The sequence below is a fragment of the Williamsia sp. Y844 genome (assembly GCF_056786475.1).
This window is the reverse complement of sequence record NZ_JBXCJB010000003.1, coordinates 594,184-618,183: the sequence shown is the minus strand read 5'-3', so window position 1 is coordinate 618,183 and position 24,000 is coordinate 594,184. Positions and strand designations below refer to the sequence as shown.

25 protein-coding genes and 1 pseudogene are annotated in these 24,000 nt (G+C 61.6%); 16 read left to right on the top strand and 10 right to left on the bottom strand.

The window, feature by feature from the left end; all coding sequences use genetic code 11:
* Nucleotides 1-126: 126 nt before the first annotated feature.
* The 3 genes from AC1TQG_RS19695 to AC1TQG_RS19685 all read right to left on the bottom strand — a co-directional run bounded on the left by AC1TQG_RS19695 (nucleotide 127) and on the right by AC1TQG_RS19685 (nucleotide 2,640).
* Complete coding sequence (locus tag AC1TQG_RS19695) at nucleotides 127-543, bottom strand: hypothetical protein (protein WP_482139513.1); 417 nt, start codon at nucleotides 541-543, stop codon at nucleotides 127-129.
* A gap of 352 nt (nucleotides 544-895) precedes the next feature.
* Entirely contained in the window at nucleotides 896-1,783 is an 888-nt protein-coding gene (locus AC1TQG_RS19690; protein ID WP_482139512.1) for a TolB family protein, read from the bottom strand.
* Nucleotides 1,784-2,418: 635 nt separating this feature from the next.
* The gene (locus tag AC1TQG_RS19685; protein ID WP_482139511.1) at nucleotides 2,419-2,640 is read right to left on the bottom strand and encodes a hypothetical protein; all 222 of its coding nucleotides are present in this window, start codon (nucleotides 2,638-2,640) and stop codon (nucleotides 2,419-2,421) included.
* Nucleotides 2,641-3,646: 1,006 nt separating this feature from the next.
* On the opposite strand from AC1TQG_RS19685, the gene AC1TQG_RS19680 reads away from it, so the two are divergent.
* Entirely contained in the window at nucleotides 3,647-4,711 is a 1,065-nt protein-coding gene (locus AC1TQG_RS19680; RefSeq protein ID WP_482139510.1) for a tyrosine-type recombinase/integrase, read from the top strand.
* Between the two features lie 47 nt (nucleotides 4,712-4,758).
* Here AC1TQG_RS19680 and AC1TQG_RS19675 read toward each other — a convergent pair whose 3' ends face one another.
* Complete coding sequence (locus AC1TQG_RS19675) at nucleotides 4,759-5,475, bottom strand: DUF6319 family protein (RefSeq protein ID WP_482139938.1); 717 nt, start codon at nucleotides 5,473-5,475, stop codon at nucleotides 4,759-4,761.
* A 451-nt stretch (nucleotides 5,476-5,926) separates the two neighbouring features.
* Here AC1TQG_RS19675 and AC1TQG_RS19670 point away from each other — a divergent pair, with 451 nt between their 5' ends.
* Nucleotides 5,927-6,307, top strand: coding sequence for a VOC family protein (locus tag AC1TQG_RS19670; RefSeq protein WP_482139509.1), 381 nt, complete (start codon nucleotides 5,927-5,929; stop codon nucleotides 6,305-6,307).
* Between the two features lie 497 nt (nucleotides 6,308-6,804).
* Here AC1TQG_RS19670 and AC1TQG_RS19665 read toward each other — a convergent pair whose 3' ends face one another.
* The gene (locus AC1TQG_RS19665; RefSeq protein WP_482139508.1) at nucleotides 6,805-7,782 is read right to left on the bottom strand and encodes a zinc-dependent alcohol dehydrogenase family protein; all 978 of its coding nucleotides are present in this window, start codon (nucleotides 7,780-7,782) and stop codon (nucleotides 6,805-6,807) included.
* 116 nt (nucleotides 7,783-7,898) lie between these two features.
* Between AC1TQG_RS19665 and AC1TQG_RS19660 the strand changes: the two genes are divergently transcribed.
* The 6 genes and pseudogenes from AC1TQG_RS19660 to AC1TQG_RS19635 all read left to right on the top strand — a co-directional run bounded on the left by AC1TQG_RS19660 (nucleotide 7,899) and on the right by AC1TQG_RS19635 (nucleotide 11,806).
* The gene (locus tag AC1TQG_RS19660; protein WP_482139507.1) at nucleotides 7,899-8,456 is read left to right on the top strand and encodes a TetR/AcrR family transcriptional regulator; all 558 of its coding nucleotides are present in this window, start codon (nucleotides 7,899-7,901) and stop codon (nucleotides 8,454-8,456) included.
* 216 nt (nucleotides 8,457-8,672) lie between these two features.
* A pseudogene (locus AC1TQG_RS19655) lies at nucleotides 8,673-9,356 on the top strand (energy-coupling factor ABC transporter permease); the annotation flags it as partial.
* A 33-nt stretch (nucleotides 9,357-9,389) separates the two neighbouring features.
* Nucleotides 9,390-9,767 (top strand): PDGLE domain-containing protein, encoded by a 378-nt coding sequence (locus AC1TQG_RS19650; RefSeq protein WP_482139936.1) that lies wholly within the window; start codon nucleotides 9,390-9,392, stop codon nucleotides 9,765-9,767.
* Nucleotides 9,768-9,769: 2 nt separating this feature from the next.
* Nucleotides 9,770-10,528: a cobalt ECF transporter T component CbiQ gene (gene cbiQ / locus AC1TQG_RS19645; RefSeq protein ID WP_482139506.1), complete on the top strand. Its 759-nt coding sequence runs from the start codon at nucleotides 9,770-9,772 to the stop codon at nucleotides 10,526-10,528.
* Complete coding sequence (locus AC1TQG_RS19640) at nucleotides 10,525-11,253, top strand: energy-coupling factor ABC transporter ATP-binding protein (protein ID WP_482139505.1); 729 nt, start codon at nucleotides 10,525-10,527, stop codon at nucleotides 11,251-11,253. Before cbiQ ends, AC1TQG_RS19640 begins: the two co-directional genes overlap by 4 nt.
* Before the next feature lie 91 nt (nucleotides 11,254-11,344).
* A complete protein-coding gene (locus AC1TQG_RS19635; protein ID WP_482139504.1) occupies nucleotides 11,345-11,806 on the top strand; it encodes a Fur family transcriptional regulator in 462 nt (153 codons plus the stop codon).
* A gap of 51 nt (nucleotides 11,807-11,857) precedes the next feature.
* Here the strand turns inward: AC1TQG_RS19635 and AC1TQG_RS19630 are convergent, their stop codons facing one another.
* Together AC1TQG_RS19630 and AC1TQG_RS19625 are read right to left on the bottom strand one after the other, a co-directional pair.
* Nucleotides 11,858-13,201, bottom strand: a complete 1,344-nt coding sequence (locus AC1TQG_RS19630) for an ABC transporter substrate-binding protein (protein WP_482139934.1) — start codon at nucleotides 13,199-13,201, stop codon at nucleotides 11,858-11,860.
* A gap of 241 nt (nucleotides 13,202-13,442) precedes the next feature.
* On the bottom strand, nucleotides 13,443-13,982 hold the full coding sequence (locus AC1TQG_RS19625) for a hypothetical protein (protein WP_482139933.1): 540 nt from the start codon (nucleotides 13,980-13,982) through the stop codon (nucleotides 13,443-13,445).
* Nucleotides 13,983-14,096: 114 nt separating this feature from the next.
* On the opposite strand from AC1TQG_RS19625, the gene AC1TQG_RS19620 reads away from it, so the two are divergent.
* Nucleotides 14,097-14,699, top strand: coding sequence for a TetR/AcrR family transcriptional regulator (locus AC1TQG_RS19620; protein WP_482139503.1), 603 nt, complete (start codon nucleotides 14,097-14,099; stop codon nucleotides 14,697-14,699).
* Between the two features lie 4 nt (nucleotides 14,700-14,703).
* On the opposite strand, the gene AC1TQG_RS19615 is transcribed toward AC1TQG_RS19620, so the two are convergent.
* The gene (locus AC1TQG_RS19615; RefSeq protein ID WP_482139502.1) at nucleotides 14,704-15,849 is read right to left on the bottom strand and encodes an RNA polymerase sigma factor; all 1,146 of its coding nucleotides are present in this window, start codon (nucleotides 15,847-15,849) and stop codon (nucleotides 14,704-14,706) included.
* Nucleotides 15,846-16,253: a YciI family protein gene (locus AC1TQG_RS19610; protein ID WP_482139501.1), complete on the bottom strand. Its 408-nt coding sequence runs from the start codon at nucleotides 16,251-16,253 to the stop codon at nucleotides 15,846-15,848. Before AC1TQG_RS19610 ends, AC1TQG_RS19615 begins: the two co-directional genes overlap by 4 nt.
* A 257-nt stretch (nucleotides 16,254-16,510) precedes the next feature.
* On the opposite strand from AC1TQG_RS19610, the gene AC1TQG_RS19605 reads away from it, so the two are divergent.
* Genes AC1TQG_RS19605 through AC1TQG_RS19595 form a run of 3 tightly spaced genes read left to right on the top strand, consistent with a single transcriptional unit; the run spans nucleotide 16,511 to nucleotide 18,889 of the window.
* The gene (locus tag AC1TQG_RS19605) at nucleotides 16,511-17,296 is read left to right on the top strand and encodes an SDR family NAD(P)-dependent oxidoreductase (RefSeq protein ID WP_482139931.1); all 786 of its coding nucleotides are present in this window, start codon (nucleotides 16,511-16,513) and stop codon (nucleotides 17,294-17,296) included.
* Nucleotides 17,297-17,321: 25 nt separating this feature from the next.
* Nucleotides 17,322-18,128, top strand: coding sequence for an alpha/beta hydrolase (locus AC1TQG_RS19600; protein ID WP_482139500.1), 807 nt, complete (start codon nucleotides 17,322-17,324; stop codon nucleotides 18,126-18,128).
* Nucleotides 18,129-18,142: 14 nt separating this feature from the next.
* On the top strand, nucleotides 18,143-18,889 hold the full coding sequence (locus tag AC1TQG_RS19595) for an SDR family NAD(P)-dependent oxidoreductase (RefSeq protein ID WP_482139499.1): 747 nt from the start codon (nucleotides 18,143-18,145) through the stop codon (nucleotides 18,887-18,889).
* A 24-nt stretch (nucleotides 18,890-18,913) separates the two neighbouring features.
* On the opposite strand, the gene AC1TQG_RS19590 is transcribed toward AC1TQG_RS19595, so the two are convergent.
* The gene (locus AC1TQG_RS19590; RefSeq protein ID WP_482139498.1) at nucleotides 18,914-19,765 is read right to left on the bottom strand and encodes an alpha/beta hydrolase; all 852 of its coding nucleotides are present in this window, start codon (nucleotides 19,763-19,765) and stop codon (nucleotides 18,914-18,916) included.
* Between the two features lie 252 nt (nucleotides 19,766-20,017).
* Between AC1TQG_RS19590 and AC1TQG_RS19585 the strand changes: the two genes are divergently transcribed.
* The 4 genes from AC1TQG_RS19585 (at nucleotide 20,018) to AC1TQG_RS19570 (ending at nucleotide 23,980) form a co-directional block, all read left to right on the top strand.
* The gene (locus AC1TQG_RS19585; protein ID WP_482139497.1) at nucleotides 20,018-20,854 is read left to right on the top strand and encodes an alpha/beta fold hydrolase; all 837 of its coding nucleotides are present in this window, start codon (nucleotides 20,018-20,020) and stop codon (nucleotides 20,852-20,854) included.
* A 128-nt stretch (nucleotides 20,855-20,982) separates the two neighbouring features.
* Nucleotides 20,983-21,936, top strand: a complete 954-nt coding sequence (locus AC1TQG_RS19580; RefSeq protein ID WP_482139496.1) for a helix-turn-helix domain-containing protein — start codon at nucleotides 20,983-20,985, stop codon at nucleotides 21,934-21,936.
* Between the two features lie 107 nt (nucleotides 21,937-22,043).
* Nucleotides 22,044-22,859: a helix-turn-helix domain-containing protein gene (locus tag AC1TQG_RS19575; protein WP_482139495.1), complete on the top strand. Its 816-nt coding sequence runs from the start codon at nucleotides 22,044-22,046 to the stop codon at nucleotides 22,857-22,859.
* An 89-nt stretch (nucleotides 22,860-22,948) separates the two neighbouring features.
* Nucleotides 22,949-23,980, top strand: coding sequence for an oxygenase MpaB family protein (locus tag AC1TQG_RS19570; RefSeq protein ID WP_482139494.1), 1,032 nt, complete (start codon nucleotides 22,949-22,951; stop codon nucleotides 23,978-23,980).
* The last annotated feature ends 20 nt before the right edge of the window (nucleotides 23,981-24,000 follow it).

Genomic DNA, 24,000 nt, shown 5'->3' with positions numbered 1-24,000 from the left:
CCGGTCGTGATCGAAGCAACTGGACAACCGCGAAAGCCACCGTTCCGCAGTGAGTTTCGGTCATACGAGACGGCCGTACGTGTGAGCGCAGCAGGTCTACGGGGGACATGCTGAAATGCGAAGCGACTATAAACCGTTGACGTCCATGTGAATGATGAGGGGGATAGTTAGGAGGCTGACCGCGACAAAGCCGATCATGAAGCTGACGATAAACCAGCGTGATGGTTTCCAGCGCCAGAAAAGTACTCCGCCAAAGCTGTAGACGATCAAGGATGGGATCGCCCACGCGATCCAGTAAGTGATGGTAGGTCCAGGGATGTTGGGCGGTGGATCGTTGATCGGCACCGAATGCAACTCGGGAACGTTCAGTAGGTCGCGCAGCCCGTTCATCGACCAGACAACTGCGAACCACGCGATGCATATCCCCGACAGCAACCCCACCGCTAACTGGGCGACGAAGGCAAGCTCACCTCGCAGGGGACCGTTCCCAGCGTCCACACGCTGGGTATCTACGTCAGTGTCCCGCTCGCGACCGGTGCTCATACTTCACGCTCGTCTACTTCACACTCGTCAAGTCCGCCCATTGCCGCATCGTAGAAGGCAATCGACTTGCGGGGTTTATGAATAGCCCGTTGTAGTCGGCTCCAGTGCGTCATAGGTCGGAAGCGCGCAGCGAATCGATGTTTCGATTGCTATCAGAAACAATTGTCGGACAGACGTTTTCGTGACCGGTGACGAAAACGTACCCCGATGGCGTCAGGATCGGTGGCGCGGAGCAGCTTCGGGATGGGGGAGTGCCAGTCCCCGAACGGCCGCGTGAGCTCTGACTGTTCGTGGCCCGCGGTGGAGGCCTGCCTGTCGCGGGATCGCCGTCAAGAACTGATCTCCAGGTCTTTCACTGTCCGCCCGCGACACTCGGATCCTGAGCCGTGATGGATCGCGGCGTCAGCCGCTTCTGATCGGACCCGTCGGGGTTCATCGAAGCGAGCTCGGCGCGACTCGGGATGGCTATGTCGGTCACGAGCTCACCGGAGTCCGTAGTCGCCCTGGTGTAGACGATGCGCGATCCGTCGGGCGTGAATGCCGGGTGTATTGCGTATGTGTCAGTGAGGCGGGTGATCTCGCCGCCCGCGGTGGGCATCGAATAGATTTCCGATCCATTGTTGCCGCCGCGGTTGCTGGAGAAGACGAGGGTCGATCCGTCGGGAGAGTAGGCGGGGTCTGCGTTCCAGAACTGGTCACGCAAGACGACTTTCGATTCTCCGCCTGCCGTGGGTGCCTCGACGAGGTATCCGGAGACGTTGAAGATCACGCGTGAGCCGTCCGGAGAAAACGTCGGTCCCGAGGCCGCTTGGTTCTGCGCGATGACACGCACATCGGAACCGTCGCTGTTCATGATGTGGATGGAGCCGTTGCTCGTGAAGGCGATGATAGAACCGTCCGGCGAGAAGACCGGCTGGTAGCCGCCGTCGCGAATCGTCTTCGACTCGCCTGACTCTAGGTCGACAACTTCGATGAGCGTCCCGCCCCGGGTGTACGCGAGTTGTTCGCCGGACGGAGACAGCGCGGGGAAGTTCGCGTATCGCATGTCGGACGTGTCATCGCCCGGGGTCGGGGTGACCTGGCGCAGGCCGCCGCCGTCCGCGCCGGCTACAAAGACCTGACCCCACCCGTCGTCGAAGGCCACGAGAACCGGCGCCGGCGCTGGCCGAGCGTCGTCTGAGCATGCTGTCAGGACCACGAGAGCGGCGATGACAACGGACACTATCCGGGTGAACCGCATCGAGTGATGATGGCCGACGCAGAGCACCCGCGCGGGGCGAACTCAGACGTCCTTGATCTTGTCTGGTCGGGGATAGGCACTGCGGTGCTGGCACGGCGAAGCGGTAACGCACGCCGGTTGTTCGGCGAGTTGCTATTTGCAGACGGTCAGCCGAACCACGGGCATGTACGGTGGCCGGATGGGAGACGTGTTGGCAGAGTCTGGCCTGTCAGAGTGCACCCACGCAGATATCTGCGGGGGTCCTTCAGCAGCCTCCGTGACACTCATTCTTGTTGGCTTTCTGGCACTTTCGGCTTCGGTTGCAGCCTCAATGGTTGCCACATACGGCATCCTCAACGCACCGGAACCTGCATCGCGGCCGCGGTTGATATGGATACTCGTCGTCTGGGTGACTCCTCTGATTGGGGCCGGCCTGTGGTGGCTCCACACGCGGTCCGTTAAGCGGACTTAAAGGAACGTGCACGATCGACGTAACCGGCTGTACTGCGCATCAGCCACGATCGGGGAGCCATCCGGGAATGAGGGACCTCCCGCGAGGAGGAATTCACAGTGCGCGGCAGGCGCTTCCGATCAGATGCCGGCTGGCCCGGCACTCAACCTGCAGCAGATCACGCACGGTGATCGGTCAGGACCAATCAGGTCGTCGTGTCGAGGTCCAGGAGTAGCAACTCTTGGCGCAACTGACCCGTCTCGCGCTCGTGCGGTCGATAGGTGTGTAGTTGGAGTGGGGGTTCGGCGAGTTCGTAGAACCATTCGGTGCCCACGATGGGCTGAAGGTTCTCGTATTGCCTGGTCGGGTCGGGGTTGTCGATGTTCATCATGGGGCGGTAGTCCATGACGATGGATACCAGCTGCATTCGCGTCACGGTCGCCGCTGTGATCGAACGAGCTCGTCGCCCTCGGTGATCGGGTGCGGCTTGACCGGCCCTGCCGGTAATACGCACAGCACCAGTCAGATTGATGTTTTCGGGCACCGAACCGTCGACACGGCAGTCGATCTGCACGTCACCGGCTGTTGCGATGGCTGGCATTGGCGTCTGGTTCTCGCCGACTATCGGAGTGACGACCTGATCGTGCCGGGCCTGCAGCGTTGCGCTGAGGTGCCAGTCTGGGCGAAGGCCGGCCCATAGGTCGGCGAACCGTGAGTTCCAGGCAAGGTGCCATTCGCCATGGTCGCCAAGCCGTGGCGGTGCTTGCGCCGGTGTGTACTTAAAGATCGCGGGAAGAATCATCACCGACCAGTATGTCGGATGCCGGTCGACCTGGACTGGTGACAGCTATGAGGGAGTGACCAAGTCTCAACTAGGGGCGTCAGAGGGGTACTACTTGACATAATGTTTCTTATCGGCGCGCAGAGATAGTGAGTTCGAGAGGGGCCATTGGCGGTGAATCGATCTGCGTCGGCTCGATCCAAAACTTATTGAGGTAATCCAAGAAGACTTGAGTCGTCCGACGTCGCGCCAGATTCCACGACAAACCCTGCGGGGAATTCCGTTATCAATCTTGCCTGCCACCAGAGGTTGCAATCATGTCCGACGGGTCGCTCGGTATTCCTGGGCGCGCGCCTTACGTGATGTCTGCACATAATCGAAGCCGTGTGAATTATCAGAGGGCTGTTTGTGGTGTGTCGGCGCCCCTTGATCCGATGTTGAGCGAAGGTGCCGAGTGCCGCTTTAACTGCCCAAAACGTCACTGTGACAGTACATCTGCGTACATCTCGTGCAGCTATGGGGTGAATTTCTCAAGTGGCCGTGACAATACGTCAACACCCGCGGCTGGTCGCGGTATGTATACTGGTCAGATCGCTGTGTGGTGCCATTTGATGGATAATCAACATTATCCATCAAATGCTAGGATTCCTCCATGGCCTTTGGCGTGATTGATGACGACCGTTCCTCCGCGGATCAACATTCGGCCTACCCGGTCTGGTTCTTAGAGTTTATAGATGACCGGCAGACCCTCAAGCTATCGCCGCATACGATTAAGGCCTACCGTCAAGACTTTCTGGCGATCGCATCACGCCTGGTGCCGGTGCCGTCCGAGATGTTGGTCAGCGACATAGAGAGCACGGGAATGCGTGTGGCATTCGCAACCTACGCCGTTGATCACGAGGCTGCGTCGATCCGGCGGTGTTGGTCCACCTGGAACGTGCTGTGTACATATCTGTTTACTTCGGAGCTGATCTATGCGAACCCTATGCCTCTGATCGGTCGACCGAAACTCGCAAAATCATTGCCGAAGGCACTTCCGCCGTCGAGTGTTGAGGCCTTGGTCAAAACTGTTGCATATCAGAAGGATTCGACTCGAAAGACTGATTGGGACGAACGAGACACGGCTATAATTTTGACTGCGGTACTTGCTGGTCTTCGCGCCGAGGAATTAAGGCTGCTGGACGTGAAGGACATTCGGACAATCTCAGATGGGAGCGTCGTTCTGCACGTCCAAGGAAAAGGAAATATGGAACGGGCAGTACCAATTGAGGCTGGTCTGCTCGGTGTCATCAGGAAGTATCTTGAAAGCCGGCGCGTGCGATTTCCGGATTCGACCAGATCAGTCACGCGCAAGGCGGCGGCGGACCCGCTTGCCGGTTGGAAGCGATCCCTCCCCCTGTTCGTTGGTCGCGATGGAGAACGAATCACCCGAGGCACTTTGCAGTCGCGATTGCGGCGTGCTTTCAACTTGGCTGGTCCAGACGTGCAACGGGTCCCAGGAGCCTTGCTGCACAGCCTCCGCCACACATATGCGACGGAGCTCGCGAAATCTGATGTCAGCGTCTACACATTGATGAAGCTCCTCGGTCACGAGTCGATGGCCACGTCTCAGCGGTACGTTACGGCAGCGGGAACGGAGACTCGAAAAGCCGCAGCTCAGAACCCTCTGTATCACCTAGCGGATATGCCGGAGGGTGCGAGGCCAAATATCACGTAGGTTTCAGAAACGTTGGTGATAATCGGTTCTGGATTGCGGACTCGCTGTCAGCTGTCTGCGACCTGTACGTCGAGATGTGCCAGCACTGCTCGCGCTGCTTCGAGTTCATGACTGAGCTCGTCAATTCTTTTCTGGGCCGCCGACCGCGCCGACTCGATCACTGCGTCGACTGCCATGATCGCGGCGTCGTCGCCGAGTGTGTGCATCGCTCGCGCGACCCGGTCTGAGGTGACCTCGGTGGTCTTGCCCTTCTTGCTGCCGTGTGACACCGACACCGTCCAGGTGCTCTCACTCACCGACGTAACGGTCACACTGACAGCCGCTGAAGTTTTAGCGCGTCGTAGTGCTTTTACCGGGGCAGATTTCTGTTCCACTGGTCTCGACTTCGCGGGTTCAGGTTCAGGTTTAGGTACCGGCTTCGATTCCGTTGCAAAGGTTCTCGGTGACTTCGTTGCGGCTGATGATGCGGACGTCGCCTTGACCGGCCGCTGACGCACCGGAGTCGTGGAAGTTGCCGCCGTGCGAGTCTTGTGCAGTTCGTCGGCCTCGAACGGCAATTGATCGTCGACGCCTTTCGGGCTTACCGTCACCGTTGACCCGTCGACGGACATCACGCGCGCCGATGCTCCAGCGGGGAGATCGAGCGACGGCATCGGGTCACGGAGGTAGACGGTGACCCGCTTACCTGCAGCGAGCGCCGTAGACAACATTTCCAGGTCGTCGGTAGTCAATCCGGTTTTTGTACGCGAGTTCACGCTGTCTATGTTCGCACATGTGTGCGAACATGGTGCGATCGACCGCACATTACCGTTCACGCGATCCACAGGGACCACTCCGGCCACTACCCCCTCCCCGGCACCAGGCAGAGTACAGCGCCTGCCGACGCGAGGCTCGCGCCCCATTGGTGCTCGAATGGTGCTGTGGTGCAGCGGGTTTAGAATCTGAGCCTCGCTCAGCTGCTGCTCCCTACACTCCAGGGTTGGTGACAGTTCCTGTGTTACAACTGGTTTGGGCGCCGGTTTCCTACCGTGGGGCCTACTCCCCGACTTATGTCACGGTGACAAAAGTCGGCACCTATGCGTGTGTGAGCGACTCTGTCGCGTCGGCAGATATTTCGCATCTTGCGTATGCGTCGCAGTCATCTCCAGAGTGGGTCCGGTAAACTGCCGGTGGCAGATTTGTCCTTCAATCGGGAAAGGCAGCGGGATGGCATCAGTGGATAAGGATCTGGCGAACGTCCGTTACATCGTCAACGACGTGGAAGCCTCCATTGACTTTTACACCACGCACTTCGGCTTCACTCTTCGCTACAGTGCGGCCCCCGCCTTCGCTGACGTCGTTCGTGGTTCGCTGCGGCTACTGCTTTCCGGGCCGACGAGTTCTGGCGCCCGGATAATGCCCGATGGCGCTTTTCCCACGGCCGGCGGTTGGAACCGCATCCATCTCATCGTCGATGACCTCGCCGCAGAGATCGAACGGCTCAAAGCTGCCGGAGTTCCATTCCGCAGCGACACTGTCAGCGGCCCCGGTGGGCAACAGATACTTGTTTCAGACCCATCGGGAAATCTCATTGAATTGTTTCAGCCGGCGTCGTGACAGCGCCGACCGGTACGTCATGCGCGGCACCCTCTTCGGATCGGATTCGTACCCGGCGGGACGGGGTCAACCAGGCGGAAGGGGGGCCAACCACTCCCCCTCCGCTAGGCTCTCGACGTGAAGCGGAAACCCGAGAATACAGCAACACCGCTAGCCGCGAATCTCCTTGGGGCCGCGATATTGTTGACCCTCGTAGGGTCATTTTGGGCTCTCGTGGAGGCGGTTGACTGGTCGGGAAATGTGACGAGTCACCGCACGCCCGGGACCAAACCGTACAAGGGATACGAGAGCAAGAACTGGGGAATGGGTGATCGAATTCTCGTGTTTTTCGGGTTCGATTCCGAATCAGCAGCGGTCGTTTCCCAATCCCTACTCTGGACCTCGCGCCTTGGCTTCGCGGTGACCGCGATTCTCATCTTCCTGGTCGCTCGAGTCTTGATGGCGGCGCGGTCAACAAGGTGACCGCGACAGCACGGCTGGGTTTTGACGCATGAATTCTAGAGTGTGACAACGATTTTGCCGACCTGCTGTCCACCTTCGAGATAAACGTGGGCCGCCGCGATGTCGTCGAACTTGAATACTCTGTCGATCGTCGGGTGCAGAGCACCATTGCGCAGTCCGGCGCGCAAGAACGATGCGATTCGTCGCACTGCCACGGGATCGAGCGTGTGCTCGAAACTCGCATACCGGATCAAGGTGAGGGGATTCATCGGAACAGGAGCGGGCCTTGGATCGAGCCAGCCCACCGCCACGATTTTTCCATTGAACTTCAACGCGCCGGTAAGGTCAGCCAAGCCGGGGCCCATGACCGAGTCGAGGACGATTTCCACGCCCGCGCCGCCAGTGAACTGTTTGGCGACTTCGGCTATGTCTTCATCGTCGGAAACGATCACCGTGGCTGCGCCCGCCTGCATGAGGATGTCTTTCTTTGCGGTGCTGCGGGTGACCGCGATCGGGATGGCGCCGACGTAGTTCGCGATCTGGATCGCGGCCAGGCCCACGCTGCTCGACGCGGCGGTGATCAGTACGTGATCGCCGGGACGCATACCGGCTCTCTCGACGAGGGCGCCGTAGGCCGTGGAATACGACACCCACAACGCGGCAGCGGTGGTCGCGTCGATCGTGTCCGGCCGGGCAAAGATCCGGCTGGCCGGCACGATCGTGTACTCGGCATAGGTTCCGTTGACGTCGGCGTCGGGCACTGCGGTGATGATGACCTCGTCACCGACGCGGACGCACTCGACGCCCGAACCGACCGCGTCAACAGTGCCCGCGCCTTCGACGCCAAGCCGGGCATGTGGAAGCCGGATCGGCGCCGGGTAGTGCCCGGCGCGCATCATTTGATCGAGACGGTTGACTCCGAACGCGTCGATCTTGATACGCAGTTCGCCCACGCCCGGCTCGCTGATCGGCTCATCCACGATCTGCAAGACATCCGGCGCGCCGAACTCGTTGAATACGACGACTCGTGCCATGGTGGCGACTCCTTCTCGGTGGGCTGCATGCACCTCAGTTGGAGTGCATTGTTGTCAGACCCTATTCTTTATACAGTCGTGCAAGTAAAGCAAGTGCCAAAATCACGGAGGTTCAAATGGCGGGTCGGCCGGTTGATCATCAGCGTCGGGTTGCGTTATTGGATGCAGTCGTCGACTACGCGGTCGAGCAGGGGTTCTCCGAATTGACGTGGCGTCCGGTCGCGGCCGCACTCGGGGTCACATCCAACACGCTGGTACATCATTTCGGCACCAAGGAGCAGATGTTCCAGGCTGTCCTCGCGCGGCTACGAGAACGCCTCGTTGTGGATACCGAAGGGGCGCTCGGTGAGCAGCCCGACCTCGCAAGCGCAGCACGGGTGGCGTGGGAGCACACCTCGGACCCGAAGCGGGAACAGGAGTTTCGTCTGTTTTATGCCGTTTATGGGCGCGCTCTGCAAGCGCCACAACAATTCAGCGGTTTCTTGGATCAGGTGGTCACGGATTGGATGCGTTCGCTATGCGAAGTTCAGAGCCCAGGCGTCGATCCTGATACAGCCAGACAACGGGCGACACTGGTGATCGCAACGATTCGAGGGCTGCTGCTCGACCTACTCACCACCGGAGATCGTGACCGGGTCAACGATGCGGCCGAGACCTTTTTTGCCGGCCTGTAGTCGCCGAATTGCGAGCGGGCAGCCGAAAACCAGCTCCGCTGCCGCGCTCGCATGTGTGGGATTCCATCGCTGACCGGAGTGCGACTTCACTAGGGCGACAACCACTCTCCCGTGTATGAAACAGAAAGCCCTGAAACTGGACGAAACGGTCATGCAAGCGGCAAGCACTTCGGGGCGGTCTTGCCAGTGACTTGCATCACGCGTAGCGTCCGGGGAATGAGCAGTACCACCACTGCGATGCATATGAGCGACGGCATTGTCGATGCGCCGACGTCGTTGCTCTTTGCTGCGGTTGCTGTGTGCGGTCTTGCCTTTGCGGCCTGGCGGGCGCGATCGGAGCTCGATGAGCGAACAGCTCCGATGGCAGGCCTGGTGGCCGCCTTCATCTTCGCTGTTCAGATGGTCAACTTCCCTATCCTGCCTGGAGTAAGCGGCCACCTGCTCGGGGGTGCGTTGGCCGCAATCCTGGTCGGGCCGTACGTCGGGGCGTTGTGCGTGGCTATCGTGCTTGTTGTGCAGGCGTTGCTCTTCGCCGACGGTGGACTCACAGCTCTGGGCGCCAACATCACGAATATGGCGCTGATCGGAGTCGCTGTCGGTTATGTCCTGGCGCGACTTCTCGCTCCCCTGCTGGTTTCCCGCGGCGATACGGGAGTGGCCGGCATCGGGTTCCTTGCCGCCCTGGGCGGTACCGTCGCCGCGGCGATGGGATTTGTGCTCGAGTATGCCATCGGTGGAGCCTCGGGCTCCACGCTCGGAGAGGTGACGGGCTACATGCTGGCCACCCATCTCCTGATCGGGGTCGGCGAGGGCGTCATCACCGCGATCACCATTGTCGCGGTGGCCAAGGCACGTCCTGATCTGGTGTATCTGCTGCGTGCTGTGCGCCGAACAGACAGTGCGCGAAGCGCTTCGGACTATTCGGGCCGATCGATGACCAGATTTCTGCTCGCCTTCGCAGCAGCAGCGTTTCTGGTTGCCGGACTCCTGTCCTACGTGGCCAGTTCGCAGCCCGACGGTCTCGACGCAACCACCCAGCGGGGTTGCACCGTGGTCGAGGTCGATGGTGCCGAACAACTCGATGGTCAGTGCATTGCGCAAAATGCCGGTGAACATCACCGCTCCGAATCCTTCCTCGCCGACTACACCATCAACGGCAACGAGACGCTCACGGGCGCTGCGGGAATCGTTGGCGTACTGGCGGTATTCGCGCTCCTGGTCGCCGTCATCCGGCTGATCCGGGTGGGTAGGCGACGCCCGCCACTCGTGGCTCCCGCAGGTGCCTCCGACACCCGCAGCCAGGCGCCGTAACAGTGGGCGCGGGAAACTCGCTCTATCTACCTGGGAACTCGCCGGCACACCGCGCCGCCGCCGAAGTGAAGATCGTGGCGGCGGTCATCGCGGTGTTCGCCGTGGTCGCGACACCCCGAGAGTTGTTCTGGCCGTTCGGCTGTTACGTCGCCATCCTGATCGGAGTCTGGTGGTGGGCACACATCCCGCTACGCTGGATCCTGCCGCGGATGGTGATCGAGCTGCCTTTCGTCATACTTGCTGTGCTACTCCCCTTCGCCGACGGCGGCCCACAGACCGAGGTGCTCGGAGTGTCACTGTCGACCCAAGGGCTTTACGCCGCATGGGGCGTCATAGCCAAAGGCACTCTCGGTGTCGGGGTGTCGCTGACCCTGGCGGCAACCACGAACGTCCGCGACCTGCCTGCCGGACTGACTCGGCTGCGGGTACCCGGAATGATCGTCACCATCGTCGTACTCATGCTGCGGTACGTCGATCTGCTTGTCGCAGAAGCCATCCGGATGCGTATGGCGCGGATCTCGAGAGGCGACGATCCGCGCACCTTACGCCAGGTCGGGGCCACTGCGCGTGGAGCCGGAGCCCTGTTCCTGCGCTCCTACGAACGCGGAGAACGCGTCCACCTCGCCATGCTCTCGCGCGGATTCACCGGAGCCGTACCGCATTACGGGACGATCCCGGCAACCGCTACCACCTGGCTGTTGGCCCTGATCCCGACCTCGGCAGCGGTGGCTGTCAGTATCTGCGCCTGGTGGCTGCAATGACAGCGATATCGGCAGTGGCGGCGGGGACCGTGCGGGTGGTGGACCTGAGCTTCGCCTACCCCGACGGAACCGGCGCACTGCACGAGGTGAGCCTGCACCTCCCCGCGGGCGAGCGGGTCGCCGTCCTCGGACCCAACGGCGCCGGCAAATCAACCCTCATGCTGCAGCTCAACGGCGTGCTCACCGCGGATTCCGGTGAAGTTCACATCGGAGACGTTCAACTGGGGCCAGGCACCGTGCGCGAGGTACGGCGACGGGTTGGCCTGGTTTTCCAGGATCCTGACGATCAGCTGTTCATGCCGACCGTCGCCCAAGATGTCGCCTTCGGCCCGGCGAACTTCGGGGTGGTCGATACCGACCTCGACGACCGTGTCGCCGAGGCCCTCGACGCAGTGGGAATGTCCGACCGCGCCGACCGGTCACCAGCACACTTGTCGGTTGGTGAACGCCGCCGCGCCGCCTTGGCCACCACGCTCGCCTGCCACCCCGATGTCCTGGTGCTCGACGAGCCGGCCGCGAACCTCGATCCCGTCGCCCGGCGAGAGCTGGCCGAGGTTCTGCGAAGGCTGCCGACCACCATCGTGATGGTCACCCACGACCTGCACTACGCACAACGAATCTGCACGCGAGCCCTGATCCTCGACGGCGGCCGGATTGTCGCCGACGGCGATATCGCCAAGATCCTCGGTGACAGGGACCTTCTCGAACGCCACCGCCTTGCCTGAATCATCCCGCACCCGCTCAGCCCAGCCGACCATCGGATTGTCAGCAAACCAGACGGTTGGCAATACCTGCATTCGGCGCGACACTGGACACATGCCCGGTGCCGATATGACAAGCGACCTCGCGGTCGCCGAGGCGCGCTCGATCCTGCAACACCACCGTTTGCGGTGCACCGCCCCCCGCGTGGCCGTCATGACAATCCTGATGGCCGACCCGGCCGTCGGGCATCTGAGCGCACAGCAAATCGTCGAACGCCTCACCGAGCAAGGCGACCTCGTCGACCTGACCACGGTCTATCGCACCCTCACCACCATGGTCGAGGTCGGGATCCTGCACGCCCTCACCGTCGGAGACCGCGTCGCCACCTATGGATTGGCCGAACAACCCCACCACCACGCCGTTTGCACCCGGTGTGACGCCGTGATCGAAGTACCCGCCGAAAATCTCGCCGAGGCCCTCGCCCGCGCGAGTGACGGCAGCCGCTTCGAACTCCCAACCACAGCCGGGCTGACCCTGCACGGACTATGCCCGACCTGCCAGGAAGAGGCGAAATAAGTATTCGGTGTCGGCGCACGTGCGCCGACACCGAATACCCCTCGTGGCCAACTAGTTGACGTCGGCCATGGTCTTCCCGACGTCGGCAAGGGTCATCGGGACCCCATAGTCCTGGGTGTACTTGTACGGCGGGGTACTGCATCGGTATTGACCGTCATCGGGCTCGAAAGCGGGAGTCTCCCAGCCCTTTGATGTTGCCTTTTGTGCGTTGAAGCACGGTGACGGCGGGGTGGGTTCGGCAAGATTCTGCGGCGCTGTCAATCCACCACCGGTCCAAGCGGTTTCGGACTTACCTGCGTTGTAGAGACATGTCCGGGTCAGCTCGTCACCACAGCTCGCTGCGGCCTTGGCGAACAGCAACCAGGACGATATCGCCCGGATCGCCGGCAACGTGATCTCCGCATCGGGAGCGTACTCGGAGTAGAGCGCGAGCAGTTCCTTCATCGCCGGTTCGGGGCTGTTGAACGGGCTCACCCCACTCAGGTCGACGTAGTTGTTCTGGTAGTCAGCGGAGGAACCCAACAGGTCGATGAACTGCTGTCCGTACGCGTTGTTGTTGGCATCGATCCAGTCGAGCTTGTACTCCATGCTGGTCAGCACACTCTCGAGTTTGGCCAACTGCTGGAACTGACCGTAGAAGATCAGACCCTTGACGCCCTTGTTCTTCATGGCCTGTGCGTAAGGGGTCCAGTCGGAAATGCCCATCGCCGGATACAGGTCGTTGTAGACAAACGTTCCGCCTGCAGCCTCGGTGGATTCGACAGCCTGTTGACCGATCGACTTGGTCAGCGGCGAATCACCGTTGATGATCCCCACGGCATTCAGCGAATCCGGGTACGCCTCGTTCATCAGCCACTTCCGGAATGCGAAGAACGGATCGTAGCCTGCAGTTGTGGCCGGTGAAGCAGCGATCTGCAAGTCAGAGCCGGTCGCAGCCGGTTGCACCGACTGCGCCACGAAGTTCGGCAACGTGCAACTGAGACGTTCCTTGACACCCAGACCATCCAGTCCGCTACCACCACCGACCAGCGCGAAGTCCTCACGGCAGGCTGTGATCATTTGCTGTCGGGTTTCCATCAGTTTGGAATCGCGGGTGTTCGCGACAAGTTTTCGACCATTAATACCACCGAGTTCATTGCACCATGACGTGAAGACCTTCGCCGCATCCACAAACTCTTGGTTTTTGGTGAATCCCACATCCGAGAACACCCCTACCTGGATCTCGGTATCGGTAACACCCTGCGTAGGTGAGCCTTTCGCGGACCCAGACTGGCAAACATCGGCCAGATCCCCGAAGGAATTCGAAGCAGATTCCGCCGAGGTAGAGCCGCCCTCGTCTCCCCCGTCCTCACCACCACCCCCTCGGGAACTACAGCCGGCAAGCAGCACCACCATCGCTATGAGAGCGATGAGCAAACGATGTAGCTTCAAATTCTTCTTCCTTCTTTCAAGGACATCGGCCGCCCATGCGCACGACGTGTCCTGTTGTTGGCATGCGTAATACTCCTGTTGTGCAGGGTGGTGAGGCCTAGACCACAACTGTTGCCCCACAACAGGAAACGAAGCGACGTGGGTTCGTCGGGTGGCCGCCGTGATTGCGAAAGCGGGGCGGCCACCCGACGTCTTTGATTGCCGCTCAGTGAGTGACGTTTGCCTTGTCGAGGCACCGATGTAGCGCGTCCAGGTAATCCGAGGTGCCCTGGAACGGACCGCTCACACCGATTGCGACCTTGAGGAATGGACTGTACTCGTCGTTGACGTGGGTCTCCCAGCGAGTGACTTCACCATCAGGATTGGTGTTCACAAAGCTGTACGAGTAGAAGCCCATTCCGGTGCCGTCTGCAGTGTGACCCTGCCACCGGGTCTTCATCACGAAGCCGTCAGATGCGGGCCAATATTTGAAGCTCGCCGGCTTCCAATCGGAGAAGGTCAATGAATACGCCTTGGCCTCCATGGTCGCGGCTTGTGCTGTGTCCGAGGTGAATTCGCTCATCAGGAATTCCTGATCCCCGGTGAAATATGGTGAGGTGTACACCGCTTCAGGCGCGAACTTCCATGCCTCGTGCCCCTCGTCGTCGGTGTACTCTTCACCATCTTGCACACCCTGCCGAAGGTATGCGTTGCTGTAGCTTTCAGCCATCCGACCGTGATGAGCAATTCGTTCTTCGAGATTCATTCCGGTTTGCGCTCCGTTCATTCTCTGGTGAATACCAATGCCAGGAGGCGGGGGTAGTGATGTGGGTCACCGTCCGGCTGAGAGTGAAAGTAGCCGATCGGCTATCCTCGTGTGATGGTTTCAAAGAAACACACATCTGAGGTGCACCTCGGATCGATCTCGCGCAGCGCCGCACAGACGCGAGTCATCACCGCTGCGCTTGCGCTGTTCGCCGAACAAGGCGTGGGCGGAACGTCATTGCAGATGATCGCCGATTCGATCGGTGTAACGAAAGCTGCCGTCTACCACCAATTCAAGTCCAGGGACGACATCGTGCGCGCGGTCGCCGAGACCGGCCTGGCTCGACTCGAAACCGGGCTCGAGGCCGCGGAGGCGCAGCCGAGTCGCGAGCTCGCGCGCACCTTCCTTATCAACGATCTGATCGAAATCGTCGTCGAACGCCGCACGATGATGGCCATCCTCCAGCACGATCCGGTGATGGTTCGATTCGTCTCAGACCATGAACCGTTTCGGCACCTGATCGTCCGCCTATACGGGCTTTTGGTCGACGACGACGCCGAGACGAATGCCCAGTCCCGAGTGCGGGTGGCGATGTTGTCGGCCGCCCTCGGTGGCACCCTTGCTCACCCACTGGTCAAGGATCTTGATGACGAGACACTCAGGTCCGAGCTCCAGCACCTCACTCGACGACTATTCGTTCGCGCCGAGTCGCCGTAGGCACTCAAGCCCGCAACAGTTGTCGCACCCGTGCGGCCTCTCTCGTGAGGTGATCGCGCTCCGGAACGTTTGTCGCAGTGCGAGATGCCTCGGTGTACAGATCGGCGGCGACCTCGAGATCACCCGCGCGTTCGTGCAGGTATGCCGACGCCGCGACATAGCGTGGTAGGGCCGGATTCACGTCGACCAGCGCGGCCAGACCGGCTTGCGGCCCGTCGGCCTCGCCGACCGCCACTGCGCGGTTGAGCCGGACCACCGGGCTGTCGGTGATGAGCAGCAGTTCGTCATACCACTCGACGATCTGTACCCAGTCCGTCTCGGCGGTGCTCCGGGCATCGGCGTGCAGTGCAGCGATCGCGGCCTGTACCTGGTATTCACCCAGCCGGTCACGAGCAAGCGCCGCCTGTAGTATCGCCACGCCTTCGGCGATCTGTGTTGTGTCCCAACGCGATCGGTCTTGTTCGGTCAGCGGCACCAGACGACCGCCGGGTCCGGTACGCGACGCGCGGCGCGCGTGGTGGAGCAGCATGAGTGCAAGCAGCCCGGTGACCTCGGGTTCGTCGGTCAGCGCAACAACCTGCCGGGTCAGACGAATCGCTTCGGCCGCAAGATCGACGTCGCCGCTGTACCCCTCGTTGAAGACCAGATAGAGCACCCGCAAAACGGTTCCGAGATCGCCGTGCTGGTCGAGCCGAAGACCAGAGATCCGCTTCTTGGCCCTGCTGATCCGTTGGGCCATGGTCGCTTCAGGCACCAAGTATGCCGACGCTACCTGGCGTGTGGTGAGGCCACCGACCGCTCGCAACGTCAATGCGACAGCCGATGCCGGTGACAGCGTGGGGTGCGCGCACAGGAAGTACAGCTGCAGTGTCTCGTCCGCATCCGGTGCCGGACCGGGGACAGGCTCGACTTCGACGGCGAGTTCCCTACCCCGCCGCGAACTCTCGGCGCGAACAGCGTCGAGGAACCTGCGCCACGCCACAGCCACCAGCCACGCTTTCGGATCGCGCGGTGGATCGGCGGGCCAGGATTCGAGGGCCCGGATCAACGCCTCTTGCACGGCATCCTCGGCCGACGCGAAGTCTGCTCCGCGCCGGACGAGGACACCGATGACCGCGGGCACGAGCTCCCGCAGCAGAGACTCGTTCACTCGGTCACCGTGGGCGGGTCGCTGAGAAACGGCCGGACCTCGAGCCACTCGTGGATCGGCTTGCCCCCGGCCCCTGGCGCCGCGGACAGCTCCCCTGCCAGCTCCGCAGCGCGATCCCACGACGCCACGTCGATGATCATCCAGCCGGCAATGAGGTCTTTGGTCTCGGCGAACGGACCATCGGTCACCGGTGGGCGCCCTTCGCCGTCGTATCGCACAAACGCGCCATCGGGCGCAAGTGCCTGACCGTCGATGTACTCACCTGTTCCTTCCAAGCGGTTTGCGAAATCCTGCATGAACTTGATGTGTGCGTCGACCTCATCCGGCGTCCACTGGTCCATTGGTGCCCAGTCGCGAACGGGAGTCGGGCCGCCTCGGTAGTGCTTCAGCAGCAAGTACTTCATGGTGTTTCTCCTTCGTCGTCGCGGCGCGTTGTCGCCGCCTGCATATCTGAGACGGAGCCACCACCCCATTCTCGACATCCTGTCGCCCCGAAATCATCTTTTTCGTCAAGCGCTGCTCTCTCCCATCATCGGGTCTACCATTCGACGTGAATGTGGTCGTGCCGTTATGAGTTGGGGCGCTCGGTCGATTGCTTGAGGCCTCCCCGCTGATCTTTGGAGCGGGCTATCTGTGTGCCGGAGCGAACGATCGGATGCTGATGGATCTTGGCCTCTCGGGAAAGTTGGCGGTCGTCACCGGCGCCAGCAAAGGTATCGGGCTGGCGGTGACCACCGCGCTGACGAAGGAAGGCGCGCACGTCGTCGCCGGTTCACGAAGCCGGGGCCCCGATCTTGCCCGCCTGGAAGATGCGGGCCTGGTGACGTTCGTTCCCGTGGATCTGTCGACACCCGAAGGTCCGATCGCGTTGATCGAGCAGGCCATAACGCTTGGCGGTGTGGATATCCTCGTCAACAACGCCGGAGCGGTGACGCCGAGGCCGGCCGGGTTCGCAAGCGTGACCGACGATCAGTGGTATGACTCCTGGACTCTGGGCCTCATGGCAACCGTGCGAACAACCAGGGCCGCGATACCGCAGCTTCTTCGACGTGGCGGCGGAACGATCGTCACTGTCGGCTCGGTCAATGCCTTTCTCCCCGATCCTGGGGTCGTTGACTACAGCGCGGTCAAAGCGGCCCTCACCAACCTTTGTAAATCACTCTCGAAAGAGCTCGGTCCGCAAGGAATACGTGTCAACACGGTCAGTCCGGGACCGGTGTCCACCGGTCTGTGGCTGGGCGAGGGCGGCGTTGCCGAGACAATTGCCGGCGCCAGCGGCGGGCAGGCCGACGAGGTCGCCAAAAGTGCAGCAGCGCAGTCGGTCACAGGACGGTTCACAACGCCCGGAGAGGTTGCCGATCTTGTGCTCTTCCTGGCTGGAGATACATCTGCCAATGTGACCGGATCAGATTTCACCATCGACGGCGGCCTGATCCAGACGCTGTGAAGACCCTCTATCGAACGGAATGCGAATGGCCGCTGCACCTCAGAACAACCCTGTCCTGTTCATCCATGGTTTGTGGATTCATTCGAGCGCGTGGGAACCATGGATCTCTCTGTTCGCAGAGCGTGGCTATACGGCCACTGCTCCGGGCTGGCCCGGAGACGGCGTGACCGTGCAAGAGACCCGTGAAGCGCCGGAGAAGATGAACAACGTTGGAATACAGGACGTTTACGAGCACTACGCGGATCTGATCGGGACACTCGAGACCAAACCGATCGTCATCGGACATTCCTTCGGCGGTCTTATCGCTCAAGAACTCCTCGCGACCGACCTCGCCGCGGCTGCAGTCGCAATCGACCCGGCTCCGATCAAAGGAGTGAAGGCACTTCCCTTCTCGCAGCTGAAGTCCGGATTCCCGGTACTGTCGAACCCCGCGAACAAGAAGAAGACGGTGGCGTTGACCTCGAAGCAATTCCACTACAGCTTCGGCAATACATTGACACAAGAGGCGTCCGACGAGTTGTTCGAGAAGTGGACCATCCCCGGACCCGGCCGGCCACTGTTCGAAGACGCGACCGCCAACTTTCGCCGCAACTCCCCGGCAGCAGTGGACACGCACAAGGCGAGCCGGGGCCCTTTGCTCCTCACCTCAGGCTCCGAGGATCACACCGTCCCGGCGAAGGTGACGCGAGAAGTTCTCGCGATGTACGCCGGCGGTGATTCGATCACCGAGTATCACGAGTTCGAAGGCCGTGGACACTCCCTCACCATCGACGACGGCTGGGAAGAAGTCGCGGGTACGACACTGGCCTGGCTCAGCGACAAAGGTTTCTAGGGTCAGCAACTCAGATGCGGGACCTTACCGGGCGCGTTGCTCTCGTCACGGGCGCCACGAGCGGAATCGGGAAAGCCGCGGCATCCACGCTTGCAGCTCATGGTGCGTACGTGATCGTGTCCGGTCGTGACCTCGAGCGTGGAAAAGCAGTCGTCGAAGCGATTCAGAGTGACGGCGGTAAAGCTGACTTCATCAGTGCGGAATTGACCGGCGCCACAGCCGCCGTTGCTTTGGCGCAGGATGCCCTGGCGTTGACGGGGCACGTCGACATTCTCGTCAACAACGCCGGAGCCGCAGTCTCTGGGCCGACCCCCGACGGTACCGAGGAAGACTTCGACGCACTGTATACGCTCAACGTCAAAGCGCCGTATTTCCTTGTCGGTCAGCTGGTTCCGACCATGATCGAGCGTAAGTTCGGCGTGATCGTCAACGTGAGCACAATGGTTGCGAGCTTTGGGAGTTCATCGACGGGGATCTACGGCTCGAGCAAAGCAGCGCTGAACCAGCTCACCAAGGATTGGGCGGTCGAGTTCGGCCCCCGTGGAGTGCGTGTCAACTCCGTCGCGCCCGGTCCTACGCGGACTGAGGGGACGGAATTGGTGCTGGGTCCACTGCTCGACAAACTTGCGGCCAAGTCACCCTTGGGCCGGCCGGCCACGCCCGACGAAATTGCGTCGGTCATAGCCTTCTTGGCAAGTGATGACGCAGCCATGGTTCATGGTCAGCTCATTCACGTCGATGGCGGTCGGAGCATTGTCTGATGGCTACGAGCTCGCCATGCGTGTTCAGCTTTGAGTCGCGGTGGCGGCGGCCAGGATGGTCGTCGCCACTTCGCCGGGCCGTGACACAAGTGAGGCGTGGGAGGCGTCGACCTCGGTAGTGTGGCCGGCCGCTGCGCGAGATGCCATGAATCGCTGCAGGTCCGGCGGAATGACCTGATCCTGCTTGGAGACGAGGTACCAGCTGGGCACCGTCGCCCACGACGGGTCACCAGAGGGTTCGAGGTTGGCCACAAGGGCCGCGGACTTTTGGTGAGCGAACATGTCGGCTGCGGTCGCGTCGTCGACGTCTTGGGCGAAGATCTCATGGAAGTAGGGCTCGGCGATGTAGCCGTCGACGTTGTATCCGGCGATCCCGGTCGGGTCCTCGACAACCTTGAGTTCCAGAGCGGGCGGCAGCAGCCGACTACCGGGATAGATCAATGGGTTGAGCAGGCCTTGGACGAACTCACCCTGAGCGGGAGCAAATGCGGCAATGTAGACGTTCGCGACAACGTCGGGGTCGTGGGTGTTGGTGATGACCGCTCCGCCGTAGGAATGTCCGACGAGGACAATCGGACCGCTGATGGTCGCGAGCTGCTTCTCGAGCGCGGCGGAGTCATGGGCCGGCCCACGCAGCGGATTGTCAAAGGTCTGAACCGGATACCCGGCAGCTCCCAGTGTCGTCGCGACGTCCCGCCAGCCAGAGGAATCGGCAAATGCACCGTGAACGAGGACGACGGTCGGTTTTGGCGCCGGCCCGGCGTTCGCGGGAACGGCTGACAGGCAGAACACAGCGACGAACAACGCGATGATCGCCGCCAGACGAATGTGCAGCCCGGACCGTGTCGGACTGATGCGGGCAGTGGTGGACACCATGACCGATCCCCTCTCGTCGCAATTGAAGTAACAGACAACCTAGAGGTGATCTACCAGTCTGACTTGAACGTGAGTGCACTTCGCTGTACTCACAGCGCACTGTCAGGGCGGCACTGTCCGGCCGGCGTGGTCACGTGCTCGCTGAGTACATAACCGTGCACATACCTTCAGCTCGACCCGTTGCGGCGACCATATGTTGTTCTCCGACAGCGCATATGCCGCCGACGTCAGGTCTACCGGGAAGGACGAATCATGCCGATGTACACCGCTCTGGACGGTACGGAGATCTACTACAAGGACTGGGGCACCGGCCGCCCGGTGATCCTCAGTCACGGCTGGCCGCTGAACTCGGACAGCTGGGAGGTCCAGCAATTGTTTCTGGCCTCCAACGGTTATCGCGTCATCGCCCACGACCGCCGTGGCCACGGCCGGTCCACCCAGGCGTGGGAGGGCAACGAGATGAACACCTACGCAGACGATCTCGCCGGCCTGATCGAGTTCCTCGACCTCCGGCAGGTCACGTTGATCGGCTTCTCCACCGGTGGGGGTGAAGTGTCCCGATATGTCGGCCGACGCGGAACCAGCCGAATCGCTCAGATCGTGCTTGTATCCGCGGTCCCGCCGTACATGCTCAAGACCGACGACAATCCCGACGGTGTGCCCGTCGAGGTGTTCGATGGGATCCGGGCCGGATCGCTGGCCGATCGCTCACAGACGTACCGCGACCTGGCCGATGGCCCGTTTTTCGGCAACAACCGTCCGGGGCAGAACGCATCGCAGGGCATGCGCGACGCCTTCTGGCGGCAAGGACTCCAAGCCGGTGCCCGCAACGCATACGAGAGCATCGCAGCCTTCTCGGCGACCGACTTCCGGGAAGACCTGGACACGTTCGATGTGCCGACCCTGGTCATTCATGGCGACGATGACCAGGTCGTGCCCTTCGAGGTCGGCGGTAAAGCCTCCGCCGAGCGGATCAAGGGTGCCGAACTCAAGGTCTATCCCGGTGCGCCGCATGGAATTACTGACACTAACAAAACAATGCTCAACAACGACTTGCTGGCCTTTCTCGATGCCTACACCGTCCCCTGAGCTGACTATGGCAACTCATAGCGCGGGATGACCGCAATCGGCGTACGGTGATTGCCATTCGTCGGTTCTTCGAGGTGGTGCCCGTGGTCTTCGACAGTGTCGACCGAGCGAGGTGAAGCATGCCGGTCATGTTTCATTCTTCCCAACTTCCTGTGCACGAGCGAGCAGATGCCCTGAAGTCGATTTTTCTCGATCAGAGTTGGCCCCAGGATGTCGCCATCGGGGATCCGGCTGCCGCCGATGCGGTCCTCGAGATGGCTGAGATCGGACGGACCAGTATCTTTCAGGCGCACATCACCGGAATCACGTTGAGCCGCAAGCCGAAACAGATCCGGACCGGACCTTCGGAGGTGTTGGCACTGGCCCGGCAACGACGGAGCATCGGTCGGCACGATCAGTTCGATGTGCAGCGTGACGTACATCCCGGCGAGTTGATGCTCATGGACATGAACGCGCCCTACTCGTTCGGCTGGGACGGCCCCGGCGCATCGCAGGCACTGTACGTGCCCGTTGATCAACTCGGACTCCCGCGCGAAGTGACTGTGTCGGCTGCCTCCCGCCTACCAGCCAGCCCGCTGTACGCGCTGGTGAGCTCGCATATCGCCGAACTGTCCGCGACTGGTGACGCGCTCACGGCCACCCCTGCCGCACCGGATATCGACGAGTCCATGATCGAACTGACCCGCGCAATGCTTGCCTCGGCCTACAACGCGGACTACGCACGCGGAATGATGGCCGAGGTGCTGTTGCCCCGCATCCGTGGGTATATTCGTCAGCACCTTTCGGAAGCATCGCTGTCGCCGGACAGGATCGCTCGGGCCCATGACATCTCCACCCGAAAACTGTTCCGGCTCTGCGAGGATGCCGACTTCAGCCTCGAGCAGTGGATCATCACCAGCCGCCTCAAAGGCAGCCACGGCGAACTCGCGCGCCCGGAGACCCAAGACGTCCCGGTCGCCACCATCGCTCGGCGCTGGGGCTTCACCAATCCTTCCTACTTCGCGCGACGCTTCCGGGAAATGTACGGGCTCACTCCGCGCGCATGGCGGGATATTGCCGCCTACGAGAACACAACCCGATGACACACTCGGGCGAGGCGATGAATGCGGTTCGCGGTGGTGTCGCCCCGCACCTGGTGGTGTCGGAAACTCATCACGGTCGTGGGAGCAGATCCGTCAACCGTTGGGTCATGGGCGACGGGGTCTGGCTCATGAACCTCCGCTATCACGGGTTGGCGGTGTCCTGCCCACGCAGCAAACGCAGTGATCCGGATACGCGCGTACTCACCGTTGCCGTGCTGGACCCGGGTAACTGGACTTTGGTCAGAGAGGGAATGCGCACCGGAGAGCAGTGCGGGCGTCCGACACTTGTGGCATTCGATCAGTCGAGCACCTTCGACTTCCGAGGCCACGGGCATGGGTCCGCGATCGCGGTCCACATCACCCACGCCCGGTTGACACTCTCCATCGAAACCGTGCGCCGCGGTCTCGACAACCTCCACCGCGGCCTCCCCCTGTACCCCCTTGCGCTGGACCATCTACTACAACTCGGAAGTCTCGCGGACGACAATCCGCACATGCTTGTGGCGTTGAACATGCCCACGGTCGGCGTCGTTCGATCACTGCTGATCAGCGCGGCAGACACTGCCCGATCCGTCAGCGCTGCCGACGACCTGATCAACAGAATCGAACGCCATATCGAAAGCCATCTCGGTCACCCGGATCTCAGCGCCGACACCATTGCCGCCGCTCACAACATCTCCGTGCGCCAGCTTTACAAGAATTGGCCGGAGGAGCACGGCACCCTGGCCGGTTACATCGCCTCGCAGCGCCTCGCACAAGCCCGGTCGTCACTGCTCACTCACCAGCACCTGACCATCGCTGCAATCGCGCGGAAACACGGATTCACCCACCCGACCCACTTCACCCAATCGTTCAGGGCGACGTACGGTGTCACACCTTCCGGGTGGCGCCGCCGCAACCAGCCATTGTCCAGACAACGCTGATCCGTCGTCGCACCTGCCGGCCATTGAGATCACCGGCGGCGGGCAGCGATCCTTGACACGCCAATGAGACACTTCTACACTTTCGTCTCATGACTGAATTGCCGACCGTTCCTGCGGACGGGGCTGGGGATGAGGCAACCAGCGCCGACGCGACGGTTGCGCGAGTCGGCGACTACGCGCCTCTCGGCCCGGACTCGTTGACCTGGCAGATCTGGGGTACCTGGACGGGTATGTTCACCGGGCTGTGGGCCGGTTCGATGCAGAACATGCATCCCAAGTTGGGCGCTGCGGTCTGGGAACACTCCGACTTCTTCGGCGAACGCTGGCAGCGGTTGATGCGATCGCTCTATCCGATCAGCGGAGTGGTGTTCGACGGCGGCACGCAGACCGGCCGCGAGGTCCGCGACTATCACCGAGACATCAAGGGCCACATGGATGATGGCGGCCGCTATCACGCCCTCGATCCCGATGTCTTCTATTGGGCGCACGCCACCTTCTGGTACGGCAACATCCGTTTGTGCGAGCGCTTCGGACCGTGGCTGACGGAAGACCAGAAGCGGCAACTCTTTGAGGAGTCCAAGGCCTGGTACGCCATGTACGGCGTCTCGATGCGCCCGGTTCCCGATACCTACGAGGACTTTCTCGAGTACTGGGACCACATGTGCCGCAACGAACTCCGCGATCATCCTGCGGTTCGCACGGTGCTCGACATCGGCCAGTTGCCGCCTCCCCCATTTCTCCGGTTCATTCCGACCGCCTTCTGGGAGCGTTTCATCGCGCCGGGCAATCAGCGGTTCTTCATGTGGATGACCACCGGTTTCTATGACGCGCCGATCCGCGAGATGTTGGGACTGGAGTGGTCTGTCCGGGATGAGAAGTTGTTCACGCTCTTCGGCAAGGGCGTGAATCTGGTGATGCACCGACTGCTTCCCCAGCGGATACGGCGCCATCCGCGCCCACGCGATGCGTGGGACCGAGTCAATGGTCGGGTGGCGAAAGACGCACCTCTGGTGGAGACACCGGAACGCAACCTGCCGTCAGGTGCAGAACGCGACAACCCCATGCACTACTGCCCTGTTCACGCTGCCCGGCGCGCGACCTATCCCCTGCGCATCGACTGATTGCCCGGACTGCGCCCAGG

Bases quoted from the DNA above. Each gene is read 5' to 3' on its own strand.
- AC1TQG_RS19695 (WP_482139513.1), bottom strand. From the start codon at position 543: ATGAGCACCGGTCGCGAGCGGGACACTGACGTAGATACCCAGCGTGTG.
- AC1TQG_RS19690 (WP_482139512.1), bottom strand. From the start codon at position 1,783: ATGCGGTTCACCCGGATAGTGTCCGTTGTCATCGCCGCTCTCGTGGTC.
- AC1TQG_RS19685 (WP_482139511.1), bottom strand. From the start codon at position 2,640: ATGCAGCTGGTATCCATCGTCATGGACTACCGCCCCATGATGAACATC.
- AC1TQG_RS19680 (WP_482139510.1), top strand. From the start codon at position 3,647: ATGGCCTTTGGCGTGATTGATGACGACCGTTCCTCCGCGGATCAACAT.
- AC1TQG_RS19665 (WP_482139508.1), bottom strand. From the start codon at position 7,782: ATGGCACGAGTCGTCGTATTCAACGAGTTCGGCGCGCCGGATGTCTTG.
- AC1TQG_RS19660 (WP_482139507.1), top strand. From the start codon at position 7,899: ATGGCGGGTCGGCCGGTTGATCATCAGCGTCGGGTTGCGTTATTGGAT.
- AC1TQG_RS19650 (WP_482139936.1), top strand. From the start codon at position 9,390: ATGACCAGATTTCTGCTCGCCTTCGCAGCAGCAGCGTTTCTGGTTGCC.
- AC1TQG_RS19640 (WP_482139505.1), top strand. From the start codon at position 10,525: ATGACAGCGATATCGGCAGTGGCGGCGGGGACCGTGCGGGTGGTGGAC.
- AC1TQG_RS19635 (WP_482139504.1), top strand. From the start codon at position 11,345: ATGCCCGGTGCCGATATGACAAGCGACCTCGCGGTCGCCGAGGCGCGC.
- AC1TQG_RS19630 (WP_482139934.1), bottom strand. From the start codon at position 13,201: ATGGTGGTGCTGCTTGCCGGCTGTAGTTCCCGAGGGGGTGGTGGTGAG.
- AC1TQG_RS19625 (WP_482139933.1), bottom strand. From the start codon at position 13,982: ATGAATCTCGAAGAACGAATTGCTCATCACGGTCGGATGGCTGAAAGC.
- AC1TQG_RS19620 (WP_482139503.1), top strand. From the start codon at position 14,097: ATGGTTTCAAAGAAACACACATCTGAGGTGCACCTCGGATCGATCTCG.
- AC1TQG_RS19610 (WP_482139501.1), bottom strand. From the start codon at position 16,253: ATGAAGTACTTGCTGCTGAAGCACTACCGAGGCGGCCCGACTCCCGTT.
- AC1TQG_RS19605 (WP_482139931.1), top strand. From the start codon at position 16,511: ATGGATCTTGGCCTCTCGGGAAAGTTGGCGGTCGTCACCGGCGCCAGC.
- AC1TQG_RS19600 (WP_482139500.1), top strand. From the start codon at position 17,322: ATGGCCGCTGCACCTCAGAACAACCCTGTCCTGTTCATCCATGGTTTG.
- AC1TQG_RS19595 (WP_482139499.1), top strand. From the start codon at position 18,143: ATGCGGGACCTTACCGGGCGCGTTGCTCTCGTCACGGGCGCCACGAGC.
- AC1TQG_RS19590 (WP_482139498.1), bottom strand. From the start codon at position 19,765: ATGGTGTCCACCACTGCCCGCATCAGTCCGACACGGTCCGGGCTGCAC.
- AC1TQG_RS19585 (WP_482139497.1), top strand. From the start codon at position 20,018: ATGCCGATGTACACCGCTCTGGACGGTACGGAGATCTACTACAAGGAC.
- AC1TQG_RS19580 (WP_482139496.1), top strand. From the start codon at position 20,983: ATGTTTCATTCTTCCCAACTTCCTGTGCACGAGCGAGCAGATGCCCTG.
- AC1TQG_RS19575 (WP_482139495.1), top strand. From the start codon at position 22,044: ATGGGCGACGGGGTCTGGCTCATGAACCTCCGCTATCACGGGTTGGCG.
- AC1TQG_RS19570 (WP_482139494.1), top strand. From the start codon at position 22,949: ATGACTGAATTGCCGACCGTTCCTGCGGACGGGGCTGGGGATGAGGCA.